The organism is Agrobacterium tumefaciens (assembly GCF_031801495.1).
GTDB lineage: Bacteria > Pseudomonadota > Alphaproteobacteria > Rhizobiales > Rhizobiaceae > Agrobacterium > Agrobacterium tumefaciens_K.
The window spans coordinates 1,538,285-1,563,908 of sequence record NZ_JAOEGC010000002.1 but is presented as its reverse complement, the minus strand read 5'-3'; the positions used below and the strand labels follow the sequence as shown (position 1 = coordinate 1,563,908).

The following is a 25,624-nucleotide window of genomic DNA, read 5'->3' as shown; positions in this document are numbered from 1 at the left end:
CCTTTGCCGTCGAAATGTCCGGTTTCTGTTGACTCTCAACCGGCCATCCTTATTTAAAAAATCAACATAGAACTCTAAAATTCAGGTCAGGAAATGCTCGAGAAGACCTACGATTCCGCATCCGTCGAACCGAAGATCGCCAGCGCCTGGGACGAGGCCAACGCCTTTCGTGCCGGTGCCAACGCCAAACCGGGCGCGGAAACCTTCACCATCGTGATCCCGCCGCCGAACGTGACGGGCTCGCTGCACATGGGGCATGCGCTGAACAACACGCTTCAGGACATCATGGTCCGATTCGAGCGCATGCGCGGCAAGGACGTTCTGTGGCAGCCGGGCATGGACCATGCGGGCATCGCCACGCAGATGGTCGTCGAGCGCAAGCTGATGGAACAGCAGCTTCCGGGCCGCCGTGACATGGGCCGCGACGCTTTCGTCGAGAAGGTCTGGGAATGGAAGGCCGAATCCGGCGGGTTGATCTTCAACCAGCTGAAGCGCCTTGGCGCGTCCTGCGACTGGTCGCGTGAGCGTTTCACCATGGACGAGGGGCTTTCCGAGGCCGTTCTCGAGGTTTTCGTTTCGCTCTACAAGGACGGCCTGATCTACAAGGACAAGCGCCTTGTGAACTGGGACCCGAAACTTCTCACCGCGATTTCCGACATGGAAGTCGAGCAGCTGGAAGTGAAGGGCAACCTCTGGCACTTCCGCTATCCGCTGGAAAAGGGCGTCACCTATCAATATCCGGTTGCCTTCGATGAGGAAGGCAAGCCTACCGAATTCGAAACGCGGGACTATATCGTCGTCGCGACGACGCGTCCCGAAACCATGCTTGGCGACACCGGCATTGCGGTCAACCCTGAAGACGAGCGCTATAAGGCAATCGTCGGCAAGCACGTCATTCTGCCGATCGTCGGTCGCAAGATCCCGATCGTTGCAGACGACTACGCCGATCCGACGGCTGGAACGGGTGCCGTCAAGATTACGCCAGCCCACGACTTCAATGACTTCGAAGTCGGCAAGCGTGCCGGTCTGCGCGCCATCAATGTCATGAACATCGATGCGACGATTTCCATCAAGGAAAACGAGGATTTCCTGGAGGGTCTAAGCCACCCGGCAGCGCTTCACGGCGCATGGGATCGTCTGGAAGGACAGGACCGGTTCACGGCCCGCAAGATCATCGTCGAAATCTTCGAGGAAGCCGGTCTGCTCGACAAGATCGAGCCGCACAAGCATGTTGTCCCGCATGGCGATCGCGGCGGGGTTCCAATCGAGCCGCGCCTGACCGACCAGTGGTGGGTGGACAACAAGACGCTGGCCAAACCGGCGATCGCGTCCGTTCGCGAAGGCCGTACGAACTTCGTTCCGAAGAACTGGGAAAACACCTACTTCCAGTGGATGGAGAATATCCAGCCGTGGTGTATTTCGCGCCAGCTGTGGTGGGGACACCAGATCCCTGCCTGGTACGGCCCGGATGGTCAGGTCTTCGTTGAGAAAACTGAGGAAGAGGCGCTGGAAGCGGCCATTCAGCACTACCTTGCGCATGAAGGTCCATGGAAGGCGTGGGTCGAGGAAAAGCTCGAAAACTTCAAGCCGGGTGAAATCCTGATCCGTGACGAGGACGTTCTTGACACCTGGTTCTCGTCTGCACTCTGGCCGTTTTCGACACTCGGCTGGCCGGAAAAGACGCCGGAACTGGCGCGCTATTATCCGACCAACGTGCTTGTCACCGGTTTCGACATCATTCCGTTCTGGGTCGTTCGCATGATGCAGATGGGTCTGCACTTCATGAAGGACGATGCGGGCAACCCGGTCGAGCCGTTCAGCACGGTTTACATCCACGCACTGGTTCGCGACAAGAACGGCCAGAAGATGTCGAAGTCCAAGGGCAACGTCATCGATCCGCTCGACCTGATCGACGAATACGGTGCGGATGCGCTGCGCTTTACGCTCGCCATCATGGCGGCGCAGGGCCGTGACGTGAAGCTCGATCCGGCGCGTATTGCGGGTTACCGCAACTTCGGCACGAAGCTCTGGAACGCGACGCGCTTTGCCGAAATGAACGGCGTGAAGCGCGATCCGCATTTCCTGCCGGAAACTGCGTCCTTCACCATCAACCGCTGGATCCTGACCGAGCTTGCCAATACGGCGCGTGATCTGACGGCTGCGATCGAGAACTTCCGTTTCAACGATGCGGCGGGCACGATCTATCGCTTCGTCTGGAACCAGTTCTGCGACTGGTATCTGGAACTGCTGAAGCCCGTCTTCAGTGGCGAGGACGAAGCTGCCAAGGCGGAATCGCAGGCATGCGCGGCGTATGTTCTGGATGAGATCTACAAGCTGCTGCACCCCTTCATGCCGTTCATGACGGAAGAGCTGTGGGCGCACACGGCGGGTGAGGGCGAAGAACGCGACGATCTTCTCTGCCACACGGATTGGCCGGTACCGGAGTTCCGTGACGATGCCGCGGCTGCGGAAATCAACTGGCTGATCGATCTCGTTTCCGGCATCCGTTCGGCACGTGCCGAGATGAACGTTCCGCCGGGTGCGACCGCCGCGCTCGTCGTGGTCGGTGCCAACACGTCGACGGAGGCTCGCCTCGACCGCCACGCGGCAGCCATCCGTCGTCTTGCCCGTGCGGACGAAATCCGCGGTGCGGATGTCGCTCCGAAGGGGTCGGCGCAGATCATCATCGGCGAGGCTACGGTCTGCCTGCCGCTCGGCAATCTGATCGACCTTTCGGCTGAAAAGGGGCGTCTCGAAAAGGCGATCGCCAAGGTCGAGGCTGAAATGGAACGCATCGACAAGAAGCTTGGCAACGAGAAGTTCCTCGCCAACGCCGATCCGGATGTCGTGGCTGCGGACCGCGAGCGCAAGGCCGAGCTGGACGTTCAGCTCGTCAATCTCAGGACGGCCTTGCAACGCGTAACCGAAGCCGGATAATCCTGTTTCCATACCGTGCAGAAATGGAAAGCGCTCCCTTAAAAAAGGGAGCGCTTTTTTTGCGTTTTGCAAGGTTTCGTGCCGGTCGTTTGCTGCGCTGCGGCAACGAATCGTCCATGATGGCGATGTGGAATATTCCGGTGGCGTCGGGATGGCGGGACACAGGCGAAAACGGCGAAATATTCAATAAAAACGGCCTGATAAGCGAGTTTCTTTTTGAAAGCCGCAGGTGTTGTCATTCAGCGACAATTCCTGTTTTGTGTGGGAATTTGTTTCGTTTTATCACTGGTTTTTGCTGCGGGTTAGAAAAATAGCCTAAAATGATTATGCGCGAGGGGCGATGATGAAAATCTTACGTAAAAAAATGGAACAGTGTCGCGCAACTGCGCCATATTGCGGCAGATTGTCATTTCCTGCCAAGCACGACAGTCTGTCGTCGATCACATTGCCTTGATTGGGGAGAGAGATGGCAAAAACTGCAATTTTTCGCGGCGCGGTATGTTTTGCGGCCGGCATCGCGATGGTCACGCCTTCGCTGGCGGGCGGCCTCGAGCGCGGCGGCTATAATATCGATCTGCTGTTCGATCCGTCGGATTATGTTCTGGACAGTTCCACAACCTTCGTTGCTCCGCAGCGCAAGGTGGAGAACGCGCGGGATAATCCGAACAAGAGTCCTGCCAGCCCTGTTGCTTTCCCTCTGCCAGCCTCGTGGTCCACGACGGCTGACGATTCAGAGAATTACTGGACTACCCGCGTCGGCGGTAAGGCGGCTATCGGCGATTTCGCCGACTGTATGTTCGATTATTCCCAGCCGTGGGGTGCGGACCTTAATCCCGGCATCTGGCAGGGGTCGAGCTATAATATCGAAACCAAGGTCAAATCGCACAACTACGCCACGACCTGCCGCGTGAAATTCGATCTCGGCAAGGGTGATTTCTCGATTATCGGTGGCGGTTTCTATCAGGAAATCAACGGGTACAAATACCGTCAGGTGTTGTCACCGTCCTTCATGACCGCAAACGGCATACCCACGTCCATTTATGACGGTGTCGGCAAGCTGGAAATGGAAGGCGATGGCTGGGGCTGGCGTGCCGGTCTGGCTTACGAAATTCCTGAAATCGCCTTCCGCACAAGCCTCGTTTATAACAGCGCCGTTGACGTTGATCTGACGGGCAATGTCGATCTAACCCATCTTCCACTTGGTCTAAACGCGATCTCCGGCAGAATTACACCGGTTTACGGTGCGGTTTCCATGCCTGATAGCATCGAGTGGAAAGTGCAGTCTGGCATCGCGCCCGGCTGGCTTGCGTTCGGTTCGGTAAAATGGACCGATTGGAGCCAGATCCAGACGATCCCTTTCTGCGCGATTGGTTCGCCGACCTGCGTTGCCGGAACGACTGCGGCCATCAACACGCTCGACCTGTTCTATCGCGATGGCTGGACGATTTCCGGCGGTATCGGTCACAAGTTCAACGAACAGTGGAGCGGCGCTGTTAGCCTGACCTGGGATCGTGGCACCTCGACAGTTATCGGTACGCAGACCGATACGTGGATGGTCGGTACGCAACTCATTTATTCACCTTACAAGAATATCGAGTTCAAGATCGCAGGTGCGGTCGGTCTCCTAACGTCCGGTAGTTCGTCGATTGCGGGAGCACCTTGCGGCCCATCCACGGCCCGTTGCGGCGATGAGGCTGGCTACGATTTTGGCAACGATATCGTTGCCGCGATCTCGACCGGTGTGAAGGTCAAGTTCTGAGGCAATCTGTGTGTTGTAACGATTGGAAAGGTCCGGTTTACCAACCGGGCCTTTTTCATGTTGCACTGTGATTCCTGATGGACAAAATTTTCTAGCGCCGTAGTTTTGTGACGATTTCGCAACACTTTTCTGCAAGCTTTGAGCCGCGTTGGAATGTAGGCAGATTTGTCCATTTCCCGCCACAAACAAGGTGCTTGGCTTTGTTCACGGACGGGGGAATGGAAGAATATGCAGGCGTTTTTTATGGACCGGCGGAATTGCGGAAAGTGAAAACGGATTTGGATTCAGGGTTTAAGCAAGTAACGAGGGGATTTCGGTCCCGGCACTTGCTTGATGCCGGTAAAGGAGCGGTGGAACGCCGCGATATTGCCGGAAATTATGTCTATATCTGTCTCACTGAAAAACTTGAGCAATTACCGCAGCAGACCATCGGTGGTGCGCTGGGAAGTGCTGCCGGAAAGACGCAGTGTATTCGAAAAATCGCGCCCCGGCGGAATTTGGCTTTGCAGTATTCCGCAAGTATTGGCTATACGCCGGGAAGAGTGAGAGAAGTTCGCTGAAATGCTGAAATGTGAAGCCAACGTTTTGAAGTCGCTCTTCCTGGGCATGATGCTTGCGTCGCTCGCAATGCCTGCTGCGGCTTTCGATATCAATGCAGGCGTGACGAAGGAATCCGGCCCCTTTGATCTGTTCAAGTTCGGCTTCAAGGCCTACAAGAACGGCAACAAGGACGAGGCTGTCGAGGCCTACCGTTACGCTGCGGAAAAGGGCCACACCGGTTCGCGCTGGGCGCTGGCAAACATGTACGCCTATGGCGACGGTGTTGCAAAGAACGACTTCGAGGCTTTCAAGATCTACAGCGAAATCGCCAGCCAGGGTGTCGAGCCCGGTTCGGAAGATACCGGCTTCTTCGTCAACGCGCTGCTGTCGCTCGCGAATTATTATCGCCATGGCATTCCCGGTAGCCCGGTGAGGATGGATATGTCACAGGCGCGGCAACTCTATTTCCAGGTAGCTTCCACCTTCGGCGTGGCGGAAGCGCAGTTCAAGCTGGCGGAAATGATCCTCGCAGGTGAGGGCGGTCGCGCCGATGTGCAGCAGGCCAAGAAGTGGCTCAATCAGGCCCGCAGGCACGGCCATGCGGGTGCGATGTCGATCTTCGGCAATCTGCTGTTCCAGGAAGGTCAGACGACGCGTGGACTGGCGTTCATGACGGCGGCGCTGGACAAGTGCACGGCAGCCGATTGCACCTGGATCCAGAACATTCAGGAACAGGCGTTCTCGCTAGCCTCGGAAAACGACCGCCGCTCCGCGATTTCCCTGGCGCAGAGCATGCGTGGCGAAGATCTCGATTGAATTGGTCCGTCAGGACCTGATGATACCCTGACGCCATACGGCCTGTATCGCCCGCGAGAACTTGCTGGTGATTGGCCGGTTATGCGTTGACCGGCCGGAAATCGAAGTAACCGCAGACCGGCACATGGTCTGATGGCTTTTCCCATCCGCGGACGTGTTTTTCGATGGCAACGGACTGCAGCCGGTCGGAAGCTTCCGCCGACAGCATCAGGTGGTCGATGCGGATGCCGTTGTTCTTCGGCCATGCGCCAGCCTGATAATCCCAGAAAGAATAAAGCCCCGCAGCATCGGTCGTTGCACGGGCGGCATCCGTGAACCCCAGATTTTCCAGCCTGCGGAAGGCGGCCCGCGTCTGCGGCAGGAAGAGCGCATCGCCTTCCCACACGCGCGGATCGTGGCAATCGAATGGTTCGGGGATCACGTTGTAGTCACCCGCCAGGACAAGCGGTTCTTCCAGCGCGAGGCGATCTTCGGCGAAGCGGCGCAGCCGCTCCATCCATGCAAGTTTGTAAGGATATTTGACCGGATCGTCCGGCGGGTTGCCGTTCGGCAGATAAAGCGAACAGACGCGGATGACGCCGCCCTCGACCGAAAATACGCCTTCGATGAAGCGGGCCTGTTCGTCGGCGTCGTCGCCGGGAAGGCCGCGATTGACCTCATCCGGCCTTACCTTTGACAGCAAGGCAACGCCGTTGAAGCCTTTCTGGCCGTGAGTTTCGACGTGATAACCCAGCGCCTCTATCTCAAGGCGTGGAAAACCTTCGTCCACCGATTTGATTTCCTGGAGGCAAACGATGTCCGGCGACGAATCTTTCAGCCACTGGCAAAGGTTTTCGATACGCGCCTTGACGCCATTGATGTTCCAGGTGGCAATCTTCATCGGAGTTTTCCCTCTTGTGAGGATTCTTTTAGCCGATGCAGCCGTGATTTCCACCGTTTTCCATAAACGGCGCTGTGGTAACGGTGGAAAGAGACGTCAGATGGAGAAGCTTGTGCCGCAGCCGCAGCTGGCGACCGCGTTCGGGTTCTTGATCTGGAAGGACTGGCCAAGGAGGTTGTCCACGAAGTCGATTTCGGAGCCGGCCATATAGACCACCGACATGCTGTCGATCAGTACTTTGGCCTCGCCACGGGCGATAACGATGTCGTCGTCAGTCGGCTCGCCGTCCAGATCGAACTTATAGGAAAATCCGGAACAGCCGCCGCCTTCCACGGAAACGCGAAGGGCCTGTTTTCCAGCGTCTGCAGCAACGATCTGGGCGATTCGTTTTGCGGCGGATTCGGAGAGTGTGATGTCAGTCGTCATGTCGTTTCTCCAACCGGGGTCAAGAACCGGCGAGTAAAGTTCTGTGCAAGACCGATTATAAACCAGTCAAATTGGCCGTCTATAGCGTTACCGCATTGCGAACGTGCTTTGCGGCAACCTTCGCGATAGGTATGAAGGGTAGATGAAAAGGTCAATGGCCATATGGCAGGACAAGGTATGATAATTGATCAGCGTGCACTGGGTTTCGGAAGTGGGGAGAGGGCGGTTTACGCTGCCGATCCATGGACGACGCGTGGGCGTCTTTTCCCGGAAGAGACCAGCCTGACGCGATCCGAGTTCCAGCGCGACCGTGACCGCATCGTCCATACAACAGCCTTCCGCCGCCTCAAGCACAAGACGCAGGTGTTCATCAGCCCGGATGGCGATCATTATCGCACGCGCCTGACCCACACCATCGAGGTGGCGCAGATCGCCCGCGCCTTGGCGCGCGCCCTGAAGCTGGACGAGGATCTGGCCGAAGGCGTGGCGCTCGTTCACGATTTCGGACACACGCCGTTCGGTCATACGGGCGAGGATGCGCTGGACGAGGTTCTGAAACCCTATGGCGGTTTCGACCACAACGCCCAGTCGCTGCGCATCGTGACCAAGCTGGAGCGGCGCTACGCCGAATATGACGGCATCAACCTGACATGGGAGACGCTGGAAGGTCTGGTCAAGCATAACGGGCCGCTGATTGACGCCAATGGTGAGGGTATCAAGGGGCCGGTGCCTTTGCCCATAATCGAATATTGCCAGTTGCAGGATCTCGAGATCGGCAGCTATGCCAGTCTCGAGGCGCAGGTCGCCGCCATCGCCGACGACATCGCCTACAACACCCATGACATCGACGACGGCCTGCGCGCCGGATATCTGACCTTCGATATGCTGGAGGAGGTGCCGTTTCTCTCCGGGCTGATGGCGGAGGTGCGGGCGAAATATCCGAAACTGGACGATGACCGCTTCGCGCACGAGATCATGCGCCGGCAGATCACCCGAATGGTCGAGGACGTGATCGGCGTTGCCCAGCACAATCTCGAAAGACTGAAGCCGAAGAGCGCGGCCGACGTTCGCGGCGCGGACCTGACTGTCGCGACTTTTTCCCCGGCGATGGCCGAAACCGACAGGCAGATCAAGAAGCTCCTGTTCGGCCACATCTACCGGAATCCGGAAATCATGCGCATCCGTGCGGGCGCCACCCAGATCGTCACGGATCTTTTCCACCGCTACATGGAAACGCCCGCTGAAATGCAGAGCCACTACTGGGTGGACAGCATTTCGGGCATGAGCGTTGCCGCCAAGGCCCGCCATGTCGGTGATTATCTGGCCGGTATGACGGACAGTTATGCACTGCGTACTCACCAGCGGCTGTTTGACCATACACCCGATTTACGATAGGGCAGCGGGCGATCGCGAACCCCGGCTGGTGACATAGACATATTGCCGGACATGAAAAGAGAAAGCGCTTCGCGCAGGTTGGAACGATGAATATTTTTGCCGATTTCGATACCCGAATCAAAAACGCGCTCGAGACAGTCGATCTCGTGAAAGAAAACCGCGAAAATATCGATTTCGGTCGAGTGACCGTCGAAGCGCCGCGCGATGCGAGCCACGGCGATGTCGCGACCAATGCCGCCATGGTTCTGGCAAAGCCGCTCGGCACCAATCCGCGTGCGCTTGCCGAACTGATCGTCCCTGCGCTCCAGCAGGATCCTGATGTAGACAGCGTCAACGTCGCCGGCCCCGGCTTCATCAACCTCAAGGTTTCAGTCGGCTACTGGCAGCGCCTCCTGTCGGGCATGATTGCAGAAGGCACGGATTTCGGCCGCTCCAAGGTCGGTAGTGGCCAGAAGGTCAACGTCGAATATGTTTCCGCCAACCCCACGGGTCCGATGCATGTCGGTCACTGCCGTGGTGCGGTTGTCGGCGATACGCTGGCGAACCTGCTTGCGTTTGCCGGTTATGACGTCACCAAGGAATATTACATCAACGACGCTGGTTCGCAGATCGATGTCCTGGCGCGTTCGGTATTCCTGCGTTACCGGGAGGCGCTTGGCGAAGACGTCGGCACGATTCCACCCGGTCTTTATCCGGGCGACTATCTCGTTCCGGTCGGTCAGGCGCTTGCCGATGAGTTCGGCATCAAGCTGCGCACCATGCCGGAAGACAAGTGGATGCCGATCGTCAAGGACAAGGCGATCGCTGCGATGATGGTGATGATCCGCGAGGATCTGGCTGCCCTCAACGTCAAGCATGACGTGTTCTTCTCGGAGCGCACGCTGCACGAGGGCAATGGCGGGCCAATCCTGTCGGCCATCAACGACCTGACGTTCAAGGGACACGTCTACAAGGGAACCCTGCCGCCGCCGAAGGGTGAGCTGCCTGATGACTGGGAAGACCGCGAACAGACGCTGTTCCGTTCGACGGAAGTCGGCGATGACATGGACCGCGCCCTGATGAAGTCGGACGGGTCTTACACCTATTTCGCTGCCGACGTGGCCTACTTCAAGAACAAGTACGACCGCGGCTTCAAGGAGATGATCTATGTACTCGGCGCGGACCATGGCGGTTACGTCAAGCGTCTGGAAGCCGTTGCGCGGGCCGTGTCCGAAGGCAACTCGAAGCTGACGGTTCTGCTGTGCCAGCTCGTGAAGCTTTTCCGCGATGGCGAGCCGGTCAAGATGTCGAAGCGCTCCGGCGATTTCGTCACATTGCGCGACGTCGTAGACGAGGTCGGACGCGATCCCGTGCGATTCATGATGCTCTACCGGAAGAATTCCGAGCCGCTCGACTTCGATTTTGCCAAAGTAACGGAGCAGTCGAAGGACAATCCGGTCTTTTATGTGCAGTATGCGCACGCCCGTTGCATGTCGGTCTTCCGGCAGGCGAAAGAGGCGTTTCCGGGTCTTGCTCCAACAACGGAAGAGTTGGCATCCTCTGCATCATTGATTAGCGATATCAATGAGTTGCAGCTTGTTGCGAAGCTTGCGGAATATCCGCGTCTGATCGAATCTGCGGCGCTCACGCAGGAGCCGCATCGCCTTGCGTTTTACCTTTACGACCTGGCGAGTTTCTTCCACGGACACTGGAACAAAGGTAAAGATCAGCCGGAATTACGTTTTGTTAACGATAAAAACCGAGAATTGAGCATTGCCAGACTCGGGCTGGTGAATGCTGTCGCGAATGTTTTGAAGTCCGGACTTGCTCTTTTGGGAGCGGACGCACCTGACGAGATGCGATAACATATCACCATTATTTGCTCACAATACGCTGGCAAGAGCTGTAATGCGTAGATGGTGGAACACGTAATGGTCGAAAAAAATGTCGCGTATAACCGGGGCAACCGGTCCGAGGAGTTCGCTGACAATGATCCCCTGGCAGAGCTGGCGCGTATCGTCGGCTTCGAGGATCGTCCTTCGCATGTGACGTCCCAGGCTACGCAGTCCGTTGCGTCGCCGGCCGTCCGGCGCGAACCCGAATTCAATCTTGAAGACGAATTGCTGCGCGAGTTCGAGGTGTATGATGCGCCCGACACCGAGCCGGTGGTTCTCGATCCGGCCAACGATGTGCGCGGCGGTATCCATGCCGGTGACTTCATGCAGCGCGTCGAGTCCGTCTTCGCACGCCGCGAGCCGGACTTCGCACCTGCCGCAGAGCCGCAGGTCAGGGAGGAGCCTCTTCCCGGCGCTGAGTTCGCCTATACGCCGCAGGTTGAGGGCGCGCAGCCCTTCGATATCCGCGACGATTTTCGCGATGACGCGAGCGTCGTTGCCGAAGTTTTCGATGTTCAGCCGCGTCAGCCCCAGCCTGCTGCCTATCAGGAAGCCGCTTACGAGCAGCCACAGTGGCAGCCCGAGCCATCCTTCGAGCCGCAGCAGGCCGAATGGCATGAGATGCCCGAGCTGCCTGCCGATGTGTCCTCGAGCCAGCAGCACTATGCACATGCAGACGTCGCGCAGTCTTCTGCATTCGATCTTGTTGACGAGGTAGAGCAGGCCGTTGCCGCCGAAGCGCCGGCTGCGCCTGCACCGGTTGCTCCGACGGTTCGTGCGCCGTCGCATGTCGGCCGTTCGTCGCTGGAGTTTTCCGGTCTTCGTCTGCCGCTTGCCAATTTCGGCGCGCGCCGCGATGTGCCTGCTGCCGAGCCTCGCCGGGTTGAAGCCCGCGTGGAGCCGACGCCTGCCGCCGTTCAGGCGCAGGATGTCGCGCCGTCCTTTGCGCCGGTTGCTGCCTCTGCTGCCACAGACCAGCTGTCGCCGATGGATGAGCTGATCTACGACGTTGCGAAATACTCCATTCCGACACGTGAGACGGAAACGTCCGTTGCGCGGGAGCCTGTCGTGTCCGCTCCGGTTCGGGAAGAACCGGTCATGGCCGAGGTGCCTGTTGGCGATGCTCCGGCTGGCGAGTTCGAGGGCTTCAACGACGACGATTTCCAGCTGGCGCTCGATGATCTCGATCTTGATCTGGACCTGTCGGAAATCTCCTCGATAGACGTGGTGTCGGAACCTGTAGCCGCCGCGCCGGTCGTTGCGGCACCCGTTGTCGCGGCCCAACCTCGTCCTGCGCCTGTGGTCGCGCCGATCCCGGTTCGTGTCGCTCCGGCCGCTTCGACGCGTCCTGCGACCGTGACGGTTGCCGCCGCGCCTGCAGCTGCCGCGTCCGCGCCTGTCGCAGTCGCTCAGGCACCCGCTGCGCCTCGTCCGGCTGCCCCTGTTGCCGCCGCGCCTGCACCGCAGGCTGCTGCTCCGGAATCGCTGGAAAGCCTGCCGTTCGATCCGTCGCAGATCGGTGAAACGGAAGAGCATCCCGAAACCATCACCGAGATGGATGTACCGGAACTGCCGGTTGCAGTTTTCGAACCGAAGCCGGTTCGCCGCCACGAGGAAGATCTGGACATCGATACCGAACTCGCTGCGCTGTTTGCGCCTGCGGTCACCGGTGGTCTGGATCGTCACAAGAACGCCGAGATGCGCGGACCTGCCGCACAGGCACGCGCGCCCATTCAGCCGCCGCAGGATGTCGATGAGTTTGAGCGTGCGCTGGAGGAAGATTTCCGCCGTTCCATGCAGGAAGCCGCCACATCGCGTGGCAGCCAGTCGCGGGACAACGGCAGTGGTTATGTCGATCACCAGGCCGCCTATCGCGGCGAAGAGGAACGTAGCGGACGTCGCTGGCTGATGCCGGCTGCTGCCGCACTGGGCCTCGTGCTCGTCGGCGGTGGCGTTTACGCGCTGATGTTCGGTGGTTCGTCCAGCCAGGGTTCCGGCGGCGCGCCGGTCATCATTTCCGCCGACAGCGATCCGATGAAGGTCGTTCCGGAAAATCCGGGCGGTCGCGTTGTCCCGAACCAGGACAAGGCAGTCTATGATCGCGTTGCCGGTGGCAGCGCTGCCGATCCGAAGCAGCCATCGCTGATCTCCAGCAACGAAGAGCCCGTCGATGTGGTTCAGCGCACGCTGATCCCTGAGCAGCTTCCGCTGGAAAACGAAGACGATGCCGATATAGCTGCCGCAGGCACGCCTGTCGGTGAGACGGAAGATCCGCGCCTGCTGTCGCCGGAAGAAAAGGCAGCGCAGAGCGAAACCACTGCAACGCCTGGCGTCTCGCCACGCAAGGTGCGTACGATGATCGTCAAGCCTGACGGTACGCTCGTGGCTCAGGAGGTTGACGCACCGGCCGCACAGCCTGCGCAGACCGCCAAGGTTGAGGAACTCGCTGCGCCGCAGGCGGCGACGCCGGGCGAGGGTGTTCCTGCCGTGATCGCCGCGTCCCGCGTTCCGGTCACGCCGGAGCCTGCGCAGAACCATACGCCTGCCGCACCTGCCACAACGGCGCCCGCGGCCGCATCGCCGTCGGCAGCTCCGCTTCCGGCAACGCGTCCGTCCGCACAGCCCGCCACAGTGGTTGCCACCGTCACAGATCAGGGCAATGTCCGCCCGACGGCTCCGGCGCAGCCGCAGGCGACACAGCAGACTGCCGCCGCCACCCCGGCTGCAACCAGCACACCGTCTTCCGGCGGCTATTATGTTCAGGTTGCCTCCTTGCCGAGCCAGGCGGAAGCGCAGAAGTCCTACCAGAGCCTGTCGGCCAAGTTCGGTTCGGTCATCGGCGGACGCGGTGTGGACATCAAGGCTGCCGAAATTGCCGGCAAGGGCACGTTCTACCGTGTCCGTATCCCGGCTGGCGACAAGAATGAAGCCGTGGCGCTGTGCGAACGATACCGCGCCGCAGGCGGAAGCTGCCTCGTCGCCCGCTGATAATAGCGACCTGCAAGACGAAAGCCGGGACGGATGACGCTCCCGGCTTTTTTGTGACATTCCTTCCATTTCTGATTTTTTTGCGGGCATGACATCATGACAGTTTCCAAAGCTATGATCCTTGGATGCAGCGGCCTCGAACTGACGGCTGACGAGATCGCTCTTTATCGAGACGAGCGCCCATGGGGTTTCATCCTGTTCGGCCGCAACATCGGTGAGCCGCAGCAGATCAGCGATCTCGTTGCGTCGATGCGCGATGCGGTCGGCCGTCCGGATGCCCCGGTGCTGATCGATCAGGAAGGCGGGCGCGTGCAGCGAATCAAGCCGCCGGTCCTGCAGGCCTATCCCAATGCCCGCATCCTGGGTGAGATCTATGAGCGGGATCGCGATGCCGGATTGCGCGCCGCATGGTTGATGTCGCGTCTGCATGCCTTCGACCTCATGAGGTTCGGCATCAACGTGGATTGCCTGCCCGTGCTCGACGTTCCGGTGGAAGGCGCCAGCAACGTCATCGGCAACCGTGCCTACGGGTATTCACCGCAGATGGTCGCGGAGATGGGGCAGGCGGCGGCGGACGGCCTCAAGGCTGGCGGCATGCTGCCGGTCATGAAGCACATGCCCGGTCACGGCCGCGGCATGGTCGATTCGCATCATGAGCTGCCAGTAGTGGACGTGCCGCTGGACGATCTGGACGCCCATGATTTCGTCCCGTTCCGTGCGCTTAATCGCGAGCTGATGGCGATGAGCGCCCATCTCGTCTTCAATGCCGTCGATCGCGAACGTCCGGCAACCACCTCCGCTAGGGTCATCGATGAGATCATTCGCGGGCGCATCGGTTTCGACGGCCTTCTGATGTCGGACGACAGCTCGATGAACGCGCTCAAGGGCACGCTTGGCGAGCGGGCGGCGAATATTGTTGAGGGCGGCTGTGATATGGTCTTGCATTGCAACGGGGTCATGGGTGAAATGCTTCAGGTCGTGAAGGAGGTTCCCGTTCTTTCCGGCCGTTCCTTGGAGCGTGCACGCGCCGTCGAGATCGGTTTCCCGGTCGCAGATGCATCTGACGAGGCGTCGTTGAGAGCGGAATTCAACGCCATGTGGGCGGTTTCCTGAGAGAACCGTTCCATCTGGTTCGGGATGACAGGCCGGATGCCCGGCGGATGGAACGATGGCCGCAGACAAATCTCGCAATTCTACGCCGATGGAGAAGCTCTGGCAGGATGTATCGCCTGAGCGGCTGACCGGCGAAGCCGCGTTTGTCATCGATGTGGCAGGGTTTGAAGGTCCGCTCGATCTGCTGCTCCATCTGGCGCGGACGCAGAAGGTCGATCTGTCACGCATTTCGGTGCTGGCGCTGGCCGAGCAATATCTGCAATTCGTGGAAAGCGCGCGTCGGGTGCGCATCGAACTTGCCGCCGACTATCTGGTGATGGCGGCGTGGCTTGCCTTCCTGAAATCCAAGCTTCTCATTCCGCAGCAATCGAAAGACGATGGGCCATCGGGTGAGGAAATGGCCGCGACGCTGGCCTTCCGGCTGAAGCGTCTGGAAGCGATGCGCGATGCGGCGGAAAAACTCGTCAACCGCGACCAGCTTGGTCGGGATATCTTTGCGCGCGGCGCACCGGAGCATATTCCCCATGTCAGCCGCTCGTCCTATGAAGCAAACCTCTACGACCTCCTGAGCGCCTATGCCAATCTGAGGCAGAGGCAGGCGATCACACAGGTCACGATTGAAAAGCGGCAGGTCTGGTCGCTGGTCGAGGCCCGCGAGCTTCTGACCGACCTTCTCGGCGATGTCGGGGATTGGACCGCACTCGACCACTATCTGCTGCGATATGTGCCGGACCCGGCGATGCGGGTGACTGCCATCGCCAGCGCCTTTGCCGCCTCGCTGGAACTGGTGCGCGAAGGCACCCTGCAAATCCGGCAGGACGGCGCTTTCCAGCCACTCTACGTGCGCAAGGGAGAGGGGCGCAGCGAGGCTGAGGCTGCCGAAAGGATCAAGAATGACGACTGACCAACATGCTTCCGAGCACAATTCCGGCGATGAAGCCGTCATGGTGGCTGATGATACGGGGGCAGAGACCGCTGCATTTTCCGAGCGGCAGCTGAAAGAGGCCGAGCGGATCGCCGAAGCTCTGGTCTTTGCCTCAGCCGAGCCGGTGTCCGAAGCCTTCATCGCAGACCGTCTTCCACGCGGCATGGATGTTGCGTCCATCATGTGGAAGCTCAAGGTTTTCTACAATGGCCGTGGCGTCAATCTCGTTCAGGTCGGCGGGAACTGGGCGTTCCGTACGGCGGGCGATCTGTCCTTCGTCATTCGCACCGACGAGAAGGAGCCGAAGAAGCTGTCGCGGGCGGCACTCGAGGTTCTGGCGATCATTGCCTATCACCAGCCAGTGACGCGGGCGGAAATCGAGGATGTCCGCGGTGTGCAGACTTCGCGCGGCACGCTCGACGTGCTGATGGAGGCCGGCTGGGTCCGGTTTCGCGGTCGTCGGCGTACGCCCGGCAGACCTGTCACGATCGGCACGACGGTCGAATTCCTCGACCATTTCGGGCTTGAGGAGTTGCGCGACCTTCCCGGACTCGAGGAATTGAAGGGGGCAGGGCTGCTTTCCGGCCGCATTCCTTCCAATTTCGGTGTGCCTCTGCCGATGATGAGCGACGAGCTTCGCGAGGACGAGGATCCCATCACGCAGCTCGATCTGGAGGAGCTTGGATTGCTGGCGCCCAGCGGCGGTGATGGCGACGATTGACGTGCGAGTTCTACTGCTTGGAATTTAAGCGGAAAAAGATTCTGCACACTCATTGTTGAATGGGCGATTTGCTGTTTGAAAAAGCCCTCCAAACATCTTACATCGTCTGAAAGCGAAATTCAGGAGTTGCAGTTATGGGTTCTTTTAGTGTGTGGCATTGGCTCATCGTGCTGGTGATTGTTCTCGTCCTTTTTGGACGTGGCAAGATTCCTGAACTGATGGGCGATGTCGCCAAGGGCATCAAGAGCTTCAAGAAGGGCATCGCCGACGAGGATCAGACGCCGCCGCCTGCGTCTACCGACGCCAATGCGAAGACGGTCGAGCACAAGGCCGACGAGATCAAGTAAGCAGGTTTTCCTGCTTGCGTTGAGATTGCCGAACCGGTTTCGGGAGCATTTTGATGTTAGATATCGGCTGGAGCGAGCTTCTGGTGATTGCGGTCGTTTTGATCGTGGTCGTCGGCCCGAAGGACTTGCCGCCAATGATCCGCGCCTTCGGAAAGACGATGGCCGGTCTTCGCAAGATGGCGGGCGATTTCCGCAGTCAGTTCGATGAGGCCTTGAAAGAGGCTGACATGGACGATGTGCGTCAGACGATATCGGACGTTCGCAACCTGAACCCGACTAATTCGCTGCGCGATGCGATGAACCCGCTGCGTCAGCTCGGGAACGAGATCAAGTCGGACCTGCAGAAGGTGACCACGCCCACTGCGTCGACTTCTACGGCCGCTCCGGAAACGAGCGAGCCTGTCGCGCCGCTGGTCAGCGCTCCTGAAGAGACATCGAAGCTGCCGGACCTGAAGATGCCCGAGACGGCACCGGTGGTCCCGGTGGCCGTCGCTCCGGTCACGGCAGCTGCCACTGCTGCCGCCACCGAAACCGCGGATACCAAGCCGAAGCGTACACGGGCGAAAAAGACGTCTGCTGATGCAGTTCCTGCACAGTCAGCTGCGACGGTTGAGGCCGAGTTGGTCGCCGCCAAGCCGAAACGTGTCGCCCGGACCAAGGCGGCAGCTGCGTCGGATGCTGCTGCCATCTCGCCGAAGACCAGCGAACCCGCAGCCCTCAAGCCGGTCAGGAAGACGGCTGCCCGGAAGACGGCTGCAGCGAAGGACGGCGCCGGGACTGTGGCCGCCAAACCGAAAGCCAAGGCTGCCAAGGCCAAAAAGGATGACGCATGAGTGAGGAAATCGAAGATAAGCCGCAGCCGCTTATCGAGCACCTCATGGAGCTGCGCACGCGGCTGATCTGGGCGCTTGGTGCGTTCTTCATCGCTTTCATCGCCTGTTTCGCCGTTGCCAAGCATCTCTTCAACCTGCTGGTCATCCCCTACAAGTGGGCGGTTCTGTGGGCCGGGCTGGATGTGGCGAAATCGTCGCTGATCTATACTGCGCCGCAGGAGTTCTTCTTCACGCAGATCAAGGTTGCCATGTTCGGCGCCATGGTGATTTCCTTCCCGGTCATCGCCTCACAGCTCTACAAGTTCGTGGCTCCGGGTCTTTACAAGAACGAACGCGCCGCCTTCCTGCCGTTCCTCATCGCATCGCCCATCCTTTTCCTGATCGGTGCGGCACTCGTCTATTTCTTCTTCACGCCGATGGTGATGTGGTTCTTCCTGGCCATGCAGCAACTTCCGGAAGATGGCGAAGTGGCGATTTCGCTGATGCCGAAGGTGTCCGAATATCTCAGCCTCATCATGACGCTGGTGCTTTCGTTCGGTCTGGTGTTCCAGTTGCCTGTCGTGACCACGCTGCTTGCGCGCGTCGGCATCCTGACGAGCGACTGGCTGCGCGAGAAGCGCAAGTTCGCCATCGTCCTGGCCTTCGTGGTCGCCGCGGTGCTGACGCCGCCGGATCCGATGTCCCAGATCGGTCTTGCGCTGCCTGCGATCATTCTCTACGAGATTTCCATCTACATGGCTCGACTCGTGGAGAAGAAGCGCGCTAAGGATTCCGAAGGCCGGGAGCTTGAAGGTTCCGGCGAGGCCTGACGGTTTTCCATCAGCATTTTTCTCCAGACGCCGGGCCATTCGTCCCGGCGTTTTGTTTTTGTACTGAACGCCAATAACGGTCTGGAACCACGATGCACGACATTAAATGGATACGTGAAAACCCTGAAGCTTTCGATGCGGGACTTGCCCGCCGTGGCGTCGAGCCTGCGTCAGCCGGTCTGATCGCGCTCGATGAAAAGCGCCGTTCCGTTATCCAGTCCCTGCAGGACATGCAGTCGCGTCGCAATGCCGCTTCCAAGGAAATTGGCGCCGCCATGGCGCAGAAGAACACGGAGCTGGCAGAGAAGCTGAAGGCGGAAGTCGCCGCCATCAAGGAAGATATGCCGCGCGCCGAGGAGGAGGACCGTCGGGTCACCGCCGAGCTCAACGACGCCCTGTCGCGCATCCCCAACATTCCGCTGGATGATGTTCCACTTGGCAAGGACGAGCACGATAACGTGGTTGCCCGCACCATTGGCCAGAAGCCCGGCTGGAACCATGAGGCGAAAGAGCACTTCGACATCGGCGAAGAGCTCGGCTATATGGATTTCGAACGTGCCGCCAAGCTTTCCGGTGCGCGCTTTACCGTTCTCACCAGCCAGCTCGCCCGCCTGGAGCGCGCGCTCGGTCAGTTCATGATTGACCTTCACACCAGCGAGCACGGTTACACGGAAGTGTCTTCGCCGCTTTTGGTGCGAGATGAGGCGATGTTCGGCACCGGCCAGCTTCCCAAGTTTTCGGAAGACCTGTTCAAGACGACAGACGGCCGCTGGCTGATCCCGACCGCCGAGGTGACGCTGACCAACCTCGTTGGCGGAGAAATCCTCGAGCAGGAAAAGTTGCCGCTGCGCTTTACCGCGCTGACGCCGTCCTTCCGTTCGGAAGCAGGTTCGGCCGGTCGCGATACGCGTGGCATGTTGCGCCAGCATCAGTTCTGGAAGTGCGAACTCGTTTCGATCACCGATGCGGAAAGCTCGATTGCCGAGCATGAGCGCATGACGGCCTGCGCTGAGGAAGTGCTGAAGCGTCTTGGCCTGCATTTCCGCACCATGACGCTGTGCACCGGCGACATGGGCTTCGGTGCGCGCAAGACCTACGATCTCGAAGTTTGGCTGCCGGGTCAGAACACCTACCGCGAAATCTCGTCCTGCTCGGTCTGCGGCGATTTCCAGGGACGTCGCATGAATGCGCGTTACCGTGGCAAGGATGACAAGGCCACGAAGTTCGTTCACACGCTGAACGGTTCGGGTACGGCGGTTGGCCGCTGCCTGATCGCCGTTCTCGAAAATTATCTGAACGAAGACGGTTCTGTCACAATTCCTGATGTGCTGCTGCCCTATATGGGCGGCCTGAAGCGGATCGAAAAGGCGGCCTGATTGTCAGGCTTCTCGAGACGCCCCCGGAATGGCGGGGGCGGTAAGCTTCTGTGAGAGAAATCATAGTGTCCCCAAACGGGGATACGGCACCGGAGAGATGAAACATGCGGATTCTGTTGACGAACGACGATGGCATTCATGCCGAAGGACTTGCGGTGCTGGAGCGTATCGCCCGCACGCTTTCCGACGATGTGTGGATCGTTGCACCGGAAACGGACCAGAGCGGGCTGGCGCATTCGCTGACGCTTTCGGAGCCGCTTCGTCTGCGGAAGATTTCCGACAAGCACTACGCGCTGCGCGGCACGCCGACCGATTGCGTCATCATGGGCATTCGCGAGGTTCTGCCGGAAAAGCCTGATCTCGTTCTGTCGGGCGTCAATGCCGGTGCCAACATGGCTGATGACGTGACCTATTCCGGCACGATCGCAGGTGCCATCGAAGGCACGCTCCAGGGCGTACGTTCCTTTGCGCTCAGCCAGGCGTTCAACCACGCCGAAGGGCGTGCTGCTCCTTGGGAAGTTGCGGAAACCCACGCGCCGGATCTCATCCGCAAGCTGATCGACGTCGATCTGCCTGACGGTACGTTCCTCAACCTCAATTTCCCGAACTGCGCGCCGGACGATGTGCAGGGTATATCGGTGACAGGGCAGGGTAAGCTGGATTTTGGCCTGACGGTTGAAGAACGCAAGGACGGTCGCGGTTTCCCCTATTACTGGCTGCGCTTCGGCGAACGCCTCGGCACCTTCCGCGAAGGCACCGATATCCACGCTCTCAAGCATGGCAAGATCTCCGTTACGCCGCTGAAGCTTGACCTTACCGATTACACGGTCAAGGATCGTGTTGCTCAAGCTCTTGGATTCGGAGTCGCCGATTGAAATCCGCCATGGTCGAAAAGGAAGGTTTTGCCGCTCTCGTGCTTCGGCTGAGGGGCGAGGGGATTTCCGACCTCGACCTTTTGACGGCTGTCGAGCAGACGCCGCGCTCCAGGTTCGTTCCGGCGCAGTTCGCGAACGACGCCTATTCCAGCCGGACCATTCCGCTGGACTGCGGCTCCTTCATGGAAGGGGCCGACATGGCGGTGAAGACGCTCGCTCGCCTTCAGTTGAAGCCGGGGCAGCGCGTGCTGGAAATCGGCACTGGCAGCGGTTTCATGACCGCGATCATGGCGCGGCGGGTCGAGCGTGTCTTCTCGCTCGAGCGCTTCAAGACGCTGGTTCAGACCGCGCAGAACAATCTCGACGACCTTTCCATCCGCAATGTCGTCATCCGGCAGGCCGATGGCAGCAACGGCCTGGTCGGGGAAGGTACGTTCGACCGTATCGTTTCCACGGCGGCGTTCACCACCATGCCGCGTTTCTTCGCGGAACAGATCGTTTCCGGCGGCATGATGATCGCGCCGGTCATCACGGAAGACGACCGCTGCGTCATGACGCGCTTTTCAAAGACGGGCAGCCGATTCGAGCGGGAGGAACTGTTCGAGACGCCTTATCTGCCTCTGGCGACCCATATAGCGCGCCATTTGTGACAAAGTGAAAATTTTGAGGGCGGTCCATGTCTGCCTTCGAATGTTCTGAATTATCTCAAGCCTCTGATTTTCAATTGTATTGTTGTTTCTTCGTGGCACATGCCGCGCGCGACATGGTTATCGAAGTGTCAAAAAAGCTCCAAACGGCTTAACGTTTTAACGGCGTGGTAACACTAACGCGCTTTAATCATCTCCATAGACGCATGGTTTTCCTCCTCTGGGAAAGGTGCCTTGCAAAGAATGAAGTTGCGCCGGATCGATCGTGATGCGGCGGGTTGGCGTCAGTGTAGATCGAGTCATGCGTATGAGTAATTCGCCTAAAATCGGAAAATCAGTCGCAAAAATGTTCGCAGCGGCAATGCTGGCAAGCGTCGCAACGGGCTGCAGCTCGGATGCAACGCGGTTCAGCGGCCTCTTCTCCAGTGGACCGGACCAGATGACCACGGCATCTATTCCCAACCGGCAGGGCGCCGGATCTTACGGGCAGGCTCCCATTCCGCGGGGCGACATGAACGGCGGTTACGCATCTGCCCCGCAGGGTGGTTATGCCAACCAGAACATGGCGTCCAATGGAGGTATGGGGCAGGCTTACCCGTCCGGTGGTTACGGCGGTGTTCAGCCGTCGACGGCCCGGTCTGTTTCCTCCTCCCCGGTCCAGCGCTCCGAACTGGCCGCTCCGGGTCAGGTCGCCAGCCGTGATCCTGTAACCCGCAACGAAGCGATGGCGCAGCCGTTCCCCTCAGCCGCGCCGAAGGCTGCTCCGTCTCTGGCCGCTCCCACGCAGCAGGCTGCCGTTCGCCCCGACAACATCACCACATCCACCATCAAGCAGGATACGAACGGCTGGCACACGGACGGCGCTTCGTCGGTCACCCTGCGTGCCGGTGAAAACATCAAGACGCTTTCCAACCGTTACGGCGTTCCGGAAAAGGAGCTGCTGCGCGTCAACGGCCTGAAGAGCGCCTCGGCGGTTCAGCCCGGCCAGTCGATCCTCATTCCGAAGTTCGGCCAGTCGCGCAATGCCGCCAAGGCCGCTGCTGACAACATCGCGCTGAACGGCAATGGCGATCAGCCGACGCCGCTGCGTACGCCCGAAAACAACGTTGCCGTTCTGCCTTCGCAGGGTGCTGCCCGTGACAAGGTTTCGGCCGAAAATGGCAAGCTCACGCCTCCTGGCGGAAAGCCGCTGCCTCCGGCTGGCGGATACAAGGTTCAGCCGGGCGACAGCCTCGCCAAGATCGCCCGTGAAAACGGCGTGTCGGTTGCTGCGCTGAAGGCGGCGAACGGCATTTCCAACGAAAACATCCGTGTCGGTCAGACGCTGACCATGCCGGGTGCTGCCACCGACTCCATCAAGACGGCTTCCGTTCCCGCCAAGGAAGCAGCTGCCGTCAAACCGGTCGAAACAGCCTCGGCCAAGCCTGAGCCCTACAAGGCACCTGCTGCCGCCGCTGCACCTTCCGCGCCTGCCGCCTCGGCAAGCGTCGCCGATATCGAAAAGAAGACGGATGTCGCGTCCATCGCTCCGGAATCCACTGGCATCGGCAAATATCGCTGGCCGGTTCGTGGCGCGGTCATCAACAACTTCGGCGATAACGTCGACGGCAGCCGCAACGACGGAATCAATATCTCGGTTCCGGAAGGCACGCCGATCAAGGCTGCCGAAAACGGTGTGGTCATCTATGCGGGCAATGGGCTGAAGCAGCTCGGCAACACCGTCCTCGTCCGTCATGACGACGGCAAGGTCACGGTTTACGGCAACGCTGCCAATCTGGACGTGCAGCGCGGCCAGAAGGTTCAGCGCGGCCAGACCATCGCAACGTCGGGCATGACCGGCAGCGCCAAGCGTCCGCAGGTTCACTTCGAGGTTCGCAAGGATGCGACTCCGGTGAACCCATCCAGTTTCCTTGAATAGGTTTTGCGTCTCAAGGATTGAAGAAGCCGGGCTCTATGCCCGGCTTTTTCTTTTTGTATAGTGGGACAAACTGTTCCGCGGATGACGGCAGCGGGGATGCAAGCTTACCCTCGCACCAGCCCAACGGTCTTTTCAATAAAATCGGCAATCGTTTTCGTATCGTCGAGATCGAAAACGGGCAGGGTGGCATCGCTCACCGGATGGTCAGCAGCGATGGCGACGATGTGAGGATCGGTCGGTGCGAGCGGTTCGGTTTTCGCCGCTTCCAGCCGTCGCGCCTCGATCTTCGGTACCGGCTCGTATTTGTAGCCTTCAATCAGCACCAGATCGCAGGGATCGATACGCGCCAGGATTTCGGCGAATGTCGGTTCCGGTGCGCCGCGCAGCTCATGCATGATGGCGAAGCGGGTGCCGGAGACGATGGTGACTTCGTGAGCGCCTGCCTGCCTGTGCCGCCAGCTGTCAGCTCCCACCTTGTCGATGTCGAAGTCGTGGTGGGCGTGCTTGATGGTGGAAACCCTGTAGCCGCGTTCGGTCAGTTCGATGACGATCCGCACCGCAAGGCCGGTTTTTCCGGAGTTTTTCCATCCGGCAATGCCGAAGACTTTCTGTCCGGTCACGGTTCCATGCTTTCGAGATAGGTCCGGGCGACGGTGAGTTCATCCGGCGTGTTGATGTTGAAGAATGGATCGATGCTGCCATTCACCGTTTCAAGCGGTGGGAAGGATACGCCGATGGTGACGTGGCGGGCAAGAAAAGCGCGGATGCGGCGGTTTTTCTCGTCTCTCAGCCAGTCTTCCAGATCATCCGCGAGGGAAATCGGCCAAAGCGCGAAAACGGGATGCACCTGGCCGCTGGATGCCGCGATGACGATCTCGTCAGGCCCGGTGATAAGCGCGGCCAGACGGGAGGCGAGATTCAGCGGGAAAAACGGGCTGTCGGCGGGAACGGTCAGGAAATGGCTCGCACCGTTTCCATGATCCCGGAAATGGCGCATGCCGGCAAGAACGCCTGCGAGCGGTCCGGCATGGCCGGTGAGCGTATCGGGCAGCACCGGCTTGCCGAACTGGTCTGCCCAGCCGTTGGCGGCGTTCACGGTGACGTCCGACACCTGCGGAGCGATGCGGCGCAGGACATGTGCCAACAACGGCTCGTTACCCAGCATGATCGTTGCCTTGTTGGCGCCCATGCGTCTGGAAAGCCCGCCTGCCAGCACGAGGCCAGGAAGGAGATCATGTGCGGACATCGTGTTTCATTTCCCTTACGCGGATAAACCAGGAGGTGAGGAGGGCAACAATGCCGGTTGCCAGCATCACCAGAAGCAGCGGCCATGTGCCAGCTTCTTCGCTCAGGACCGCCGAGGCGACGACTGAAAGGGCTGCGCCGCCACCGATGGTCATCGCGCCTCCGAGGCCGGACGCCGAACCGGCAAGGTGCGGCTGGACGCTGACCATGCCCGCATTGGCGCTTGGCAGCGTCACGCCGTTTCCAACGCCGATCAGCGATAACGGCACGAAGAAGACATAGGCGCTGTGAATGCCCACGGCGGTGAGGCTCATAGCGGCCAGAATGCCGATGATGCCGATGACATTGCCGGAAAGCATCATGACGGTGATGCCGATGCGGCTGGCGTAACGGCCGGAAATGAAGTTTCCGATCATGTATCCCGTCGCCATGAAGAAGAACTGAAGGCCGAGCATGGCGGGTGTCAGCCCGTAGATCACGCTGCCCACGAAGGGTGAGCCTCCGAGGAACGAGAAGAACATGCCCGAGGAGAAGGTCGAGGTTAGCGCGTAACCCCAGAAGAGCGGCGAGCGGAGCAGTTCGGGCCATGCATGGAACTGTTGCGAAAAGCGTGTGGACCTGTTGTCGTTGGTTTCGCCGAGATCGAACCAGGCCAGTGCCAGAATGACCGCACCAAGCACGGCGAGCAGCACGAAACTGGCCTGCCAGCCGGAGACGTCGTTGAGAATGCCGCCGATGGTCGGGCCGATCATCGGCACGACGGACATGCCCATGGTGACGTAGCCGATCATCGACGCGGCCTGTTCCATCGGTACCATGTCGCGTACGATGGCGCGTGCCAGAACGAAAGCGGAGACGATGGCCGCCTGTGCGACGCGGCCCGCCATGAAGACTGCCGTGGTGGACGCCAGCGCGCAGATGAGCGTGGCAAGGATCATGATCGCGATGCTGACCAGCATCACGGGGCGCCGCCCGAAACGGTCGGAGAGCGGGCCTATGACGAGTTGCAGGCAAGCGGTCGCGGCCAGATAACCGGACACTGCGAACTGCATGACCGCGTAGTCCGTTTCGAAATAGACGGCCATGGCCGCGAGCGATGGCAGGAACACGTTCATGCACAACGCCGCCACGCCCGCGATGATGACGAGTGTGAGGATGTGCGGCGGTGACGTCCTGTCCAGAAAGCGGCCGGTATTCACA

At 59.7% G+C, this 25,624-nt stretch carries 24 protein-coding genes; 17 read left to right on the top strand and 7 right to left on the bottom strand.

Annotation, left to right across the window (positions count from 1 at the left end):
* Positions 1-93: 93 nt before the first annotated feature.
* Positions 94-2,937: a valine--tRNA ligase gene (locus tag N7578_RS16990; RefSeq protein ID WP_311111444.1), complete on the top strand. Its 2,844-nt coding sequence runs from the start codon at positions 94-96 to the stop codon at positions 2,935-2,937.
* 38 nt (positions 2,938-2,975) lie between these two features.
* Here N7578_RS16990 and N7578_RS16985 read toward each other — a convergent pair whose 3' ends face one another.
* Complete coding sequence (locus N7578_RS16985; RefSeq protein WP_311111443.1) at positions 2,976-3,176, bottom strand: hypothetical protein; 201 nt, start codon at positions 3,174-3,176, stop codon at positions 2,976-2,978.
* A 227-nt stretch (positions 3,177-3,403) separates the two neighbouring features.
* Here N7578_RS16985 and N7578_RS16980 point away from each other — a divergent pair, with 227 nt between their 5' ends.
* The 3 genes from N7578_RS16980 (at position 3,404) to exoR (ending at position 6,052) form a co-directional block, all read left to right on the top strand.
* Positions 3,404-4,696, top strand: coding sequence for an OmpP1/FadL family transporter (locus tag N7578_RS16980; protein WP_311111442.1), 1,293 nt, complete (start codon positions 3,404-3,406; stop codon positions 4,694-4,696).
* A 218-nt stretch (positions 4,697-4,914) separates the two neighbouring features.
* Positions 4,915-5,256: a hypothetical protein gene (locus tag N7578_RS16975; protein ID WP_311111441.1), complete on the top strand. Its 342-nt coding sequence runs from the start codon at positions 4,915-4,917 to the stop codon at positions 5,254-5,256.
* 1 nt (position 5,257) lies between these two features.
* Entirely contained in the window at positions 5,258-6,052 is a 795-nt protein-coding gene (exoR, locus tag N7578_RS16970; RefSeq protein WP_311111440.1) for an exopolysaccharide production regulator ExoR, read from the top strand.
* Between the two features lie 79 nt (positions 6,053-6,131).
* Here the strand turns inward: exoR and xth are convergent, their stop codons facing one another.
* Positions 6,132-6,932, bottom strand: coding sequence for an exodeoxyribonuclease III (gene xth, locus N7578_RS16965; RefSeq protein WP_311111439.1), 801 nt, complete (start codon positions 6,930-6,932; stop codon positions 6,132-6,134).
* 96 nt (positions 6,933-7,028) lie between these two features.
* Positions 7,029-7,358 carry an iron-sulfur cluster insertion protein ErpA gene (gene erpA / locus N7578_RS16960; RefSeq protein ID WP_311111438.1) on the bottom strand — a complete coding sequence of 110 codons (330 nt, stop codon included), beginning with the start codon at positions 7,356-7,358 and terminating at the stop codon, positions 7,029-7,031.
* Positions 7,359-7,535: 177 nt separating this feature from the next.
* Here erpA and N7578_RS16955 point away from each other — a divergent pair, with 177 nt between their 5' ends.
* From N7578_RS16955 to N7578_RS16900, 12 genes are all read left to right on the top strand, one after another.
* Positions 7,536-8,753 (top strand): deoxyguanosinetriphosphate triphosphohydrolase, encoded by a 1,218-nt coding sequence (locus N7578_RS16955; RefSeq protein WP_311111437.1) that lies wholly within the window; start codon positions 7,536-7,538, stop codon positions 8,751-8,753.
* 86 nt (positions 8,754-8,839) lie between these two features.
* A complete protein-coding gene (gene argS / locus N7578_RS16950) occupies positions 8,840-10,597 on the top strand; it encodes an arginine--tRNA ligase (RefSeq protein WP_311111436.1) in 1,758 nt (585 codons plus the stop codon).
* A gap of 66 nt (positions 10,598-10,663) precedes the next feature.
* Positions 10,664-13,615: an SPOR domain-containing protein gene (locus N7578_RS16945; protein WP_311111435.1), complete on the top strand. Its 2,952-nt coding sequence runs from the start codon at positions 10,664-10,666 to the stop codon at positions 13,613-13,615.
* A 96-nt stretch (positions 13,616-13,711) separates the two neighbouring features.
* Positions 13,712-14,728 carry a beta-N-acetylhexosaminidase gene (nagZ, locus tag N7578_RS16940; RefSeq protein ID WP_311111434.1) on the top strand — a complete coding sequence of 339 codons (1,017 nt, stop codon included), beginning with the start codon at positions 13,712-13,714 and terminating at the stop codon, positions 14,726-14,728.
* Positions 14,729-14,783: 55 nt separating this feature from the next.
* A complete protein-coding gene (locus tag N7578_RS16935) occupies positions 14,784-15,632 on the top strand; it encodes a ScpA family protein (protein WP_311111433.1) in 849 nt (282 codons plus the stop codon).
* Positions 15,633-15,672: 40 nt separating this feature from the next.
* Entirely contained in the window at positions 15,673-16,374 is a 702-nt protein-coding gene (scpB, locus tag N7578_RS16930) for an SMC-Scp complex subunit ScpB (protein ID WP_311112541.1), read from the top strand.
* Positions 16,375-16,508: 134 nt separating this feature from the next.
* Positions 16,509-16,721, top strand: coding sequence for a twin-arginine translocase TatA/TatE family subunit (locus N7578_RS16925; protein ID WP_311111432.1), 213 nt, complete (start codon positions 16,509-16,511; stop codon positions 16,719-16,721).
* A 53-nt stretch (positions 16,722-16,774) separates the two neighbouring features.
* Entirely contained in the window at positions 16,775-17,554 is a 780-nt protein-coding gene (gene tatB, locus N7578_RS16920) for a Sec-independent protein translocase protein TatB (protein ID WP_311111431.1), read from the top strand.
* The gene (tatC, locus tag N7578_RS16915; RefSeq protein ID WP_311111430.1) at positions 17,551-18,363 is read left to right on the top strand and encodes a twin-arginine translocase subunit TatC; all 813 of its coding nucleotides are present in this window, start codon (positions 17,551-17,553) and stop codon (positions 18,361-18,363) included. Before tatB ends, tatC begins: the two co-directional genes overlap by 4 nt.
* 92 nt (positions 18,364-18,455) lie before the next feature.
* Positions 18,456-19,739 carry a serine--tRNA ligase gene (gene serS / locus N7578_RS16910; RefSeq protein ID WP_311111429.1) on the top strand — a complete coding sequence of 428 codons (1,284 nt, stop codon included), beginning with the start codon at positions 18,456-18,458 and terminating at the stop codon, positions 19,737-19,739.
* A gap of 104 nt (positions 19,740-19,843) precedes the next feature.
* A complete protein-coding gene (gene surE, locus N7578_RS16905; protein ID WP_311111428.1) occupies positions 19,844-20,614 on the top strand; it encodes a 5'/3'-nucleotidase SurE in 771 nt (256 codons plus the stop codon).
* Positions 20,611-21,264 carry a protein-L-isoaspartate(D-aspartate) O-methyltransferase gene (locus N7578_RS16900; RefSeq protein WP_311111427.1) on the top strand — a complete coding sequence of 218 codons (654 nt, stop codon included), beginning with the start codon at positions 20,611-20,613 and terminating at the stop codon, positions 21,262-21,264. Before surE ends, N7578_RS16900 begins: the two co-directional genes overlap by 4 nt.
* Before the next feature lie 183 nt (positions 21,265-21,447).
* Here the strand turns inward: N7578_RS16900 and N7578_RS16895 are convergent, their stop codons facing one another.
* Positions 21,448-21,708 (bottom strand): hypothetical protein, encoded by a 261-nt coding sequence (locus tag N7578_RS16895; protein ID WP_311112594.1) that lies wholly within the window; start codon positions 21,706-21,708, stop codon positions 21,448-21,450.
* Here N7578_RS16895 and N7578_RS16890 point away from each other — a divergent pair.
* The gene (locus N7578_RS16890) at positions 21,608-23,179 is read left to right on the top strand and encodes a peptidoglycan DD-metalloendopeptidase family protein (protein WP_311111426.1); all 1,572 of its coding nucleotides are present in this window, start codon (positions 21,608-21,610) and stop codon (positions 23,177-23,179) included. The genes N7578_RS16895 and N7578_RS16890 overlap by 101 nt on opposite strands.
* 104 nt (positions 23,180-23,283) lie before the next feature.
* Here N7578_RS16890 and mobB read toward each other — a convergent pair whose 3' ends face one another.
* The 3 genes from mobB to N7578_RS16875 are packed head-to-tail and all read right to left on the bottom strand — an operon-like array spanning position 23,284 to position 25,623.
* A complete protein-coding gene (mobB, locus tag N7578_RS16885) occupies positions 23,284-23,799 on the bottom strand; it encodes a molybdopterin-guanine dinucleotide biosynthesis protein B (protein WP_311111425.1) in 516 nt (171 codons plus the stop codon).
* A complete protein-coding gene (gene mobA / locus N7578_RS16880; protein ID WP_311111424.1) occupies positions 23,796-24,425 on the bottom strand; it encodes a molybdenum cofactor guanylyltransferase MobA in 630 nt (209 codons plus the stop codon). Before mobA ends, mobB begins: the two co-directional genes overlap by 4 nt.
* Positions 24,412-25,623 (bottom strand): multidrug effflux MFS transporter, encoded by a 1,212-nt coding sequence (locus N7578_RS16875; RefSeq protein WP_311111423.1) that lies wholly within the window; start codon positions 25,621-25,623, stop codon positions 24,412-24,414. Before N7578_RS16875 ends, mobA begins: the two co-directional genes overlap by 14 nt.
* Position 25,624: the final 1 nt, after the last annotated feature.

What these genes read in the sequence shown, in the direction of transcription:
- N7578_RS16955 (WP_311111437.1), top strand. Translation starts at nt 7,536, where the DNA reads ATGATAATTGATCAGCGTGCACTGGGTTTCGGAAGTGGGGAGAGGGCG.
- xth (WP_311111439.1), bottom strand. Translation starts at nt 6,932, where the DNA reads ATGAAGATTGCCACCTGGAACATCAATGGCGTCAAGGCGCGTATCGAA.
- N7578_RS16990 (WP_311111444.1), top strand. Translation starts at nt 94, where the DNA reads ATGCTCGAGAAGACCTACGATTCCGCATCCGTCGAACCGAAGATCGCC.
- N7578_RS16890 (WP_311111426.1), top strand. Translation starts at nt 21,608, where the DNA reads ATGTTCGCAGCGGCAATGCTGGCAAGCGTCGCAACGGGCTGCAGCTCG.
- tatC (WP_311111430.1), top strand. Translation starts at nt 17,551, where the DNA reads ATGAGTGAGGAAATCGAAGATAAGCCGCAGCCGCTTATCGAGCACCTC.
- N7578_RS16975 (WP_311111441.1), top strand. Translation starts at nt 4,915, where the DNA reads ATGGAAGAATATGCAGGCGTTTTTTATGGACCGGCGGAATTGCGGAAA.
- scpB (WP_311112541.1), top strand. Translation starts at nt 15,673, where the DNA reads ATGGTGGCTGATGATACGGGGGCAGAGACCGCTGCATTTTCCGAGCGG.
- nagZ (WP_311111434.1), top strand. Translation starts at nt 13,712, where the DNA reads ATGACAGTTTCCAAAGCTATGATCCTTGGATGCAGCGGCCTCGAACTG.
- exoR (WP_311111440.1), top strand. Translation starts at nt 5,258, where the DNA reads ATGCTGAAATGTGAAGCCAACGTTTTGAAGTCGCTCTTCCTGGGCATG.
- N7578_RS16985 (WP_311111443.1), bottom strand. Translation starts at nt 3,176, where the DNA reads ATGACAACACCTGCGGCTTTCAAAAAGAAACTCGCTTATCAGGCCGTT.
- N7578_RS16980 (WP_311111442.1), top strand. Translation starts at nt 3,404, where the DNA reads ATGGCAAAAACTGCAATTTTTCGCGGCGCGGTATGTTTTGCGGCCGGC.
- tatB (WP_311111431.1), top strand. Translation starts at nt 16,775, where the DNA reads ATGTTAGATATCGGCTGGAGCGAGCTTCTGGTGATTGCGGTCGTTTTG.
- erpA (WP_311111438.1), bottom strand. Translation starts at nt 7,358, where the DNA reads ATGACGACTGACATCACACTCTCCGAATCCGCCGCAAAACGAATCGCC.
- surE (WP_311111428.1), top strand. Translation starts at nt 19,844, where the DNA reads ATGCGGATTCTGTTGACGAACGACGATGGCATTCATGCCGAAGGACTT.
- argS (WP_311111436.1), top strand. Translation starts at nt 8,840, where the DNA reads ATGAATATTTTTGCCGATTTCGATACCCGAATCAAAAACGCGCTCGAG.
- serS (WP_311111429.1), top strand. Translation starts at nt 18,456, where the DNA reads ATGCACGACATTAAATGGATACGTGAAAACCCTGAAGCTTTCGATGCG.
- N7578_RS16945 (WP_311111435.1), top strand. Translation starts at nt 10,664, where the DNA reads ATGGTCGAAAAAAATGTCGCGTATAACCGGGGCAACCGGTCCGAGGAG.
- N7578_RS16935 (WP_311111433.1), top strand. Translation starts at nt 14,784, where the DNA reads ATGGCCGCAGACAAATCTCGCAATTCTACGCCGATGGAGAAGCTCTGG.
- mobA (WP_311111424.1), bottom strand. Translation starts at nt 24,425, where the DNA reads ATGTCCGCACATGATCTCCTTCCTGGCCTCGTGCTGGCAGGCGGGCTT.
- N7578_RS16925 (WP_311111432.1), top strand. Translation starts at nt 16,509, where the DNA reads ATGGGTTCTTTTAGTGTGTGGCATTGGCTCATCGTGCTGGTGATTGTT.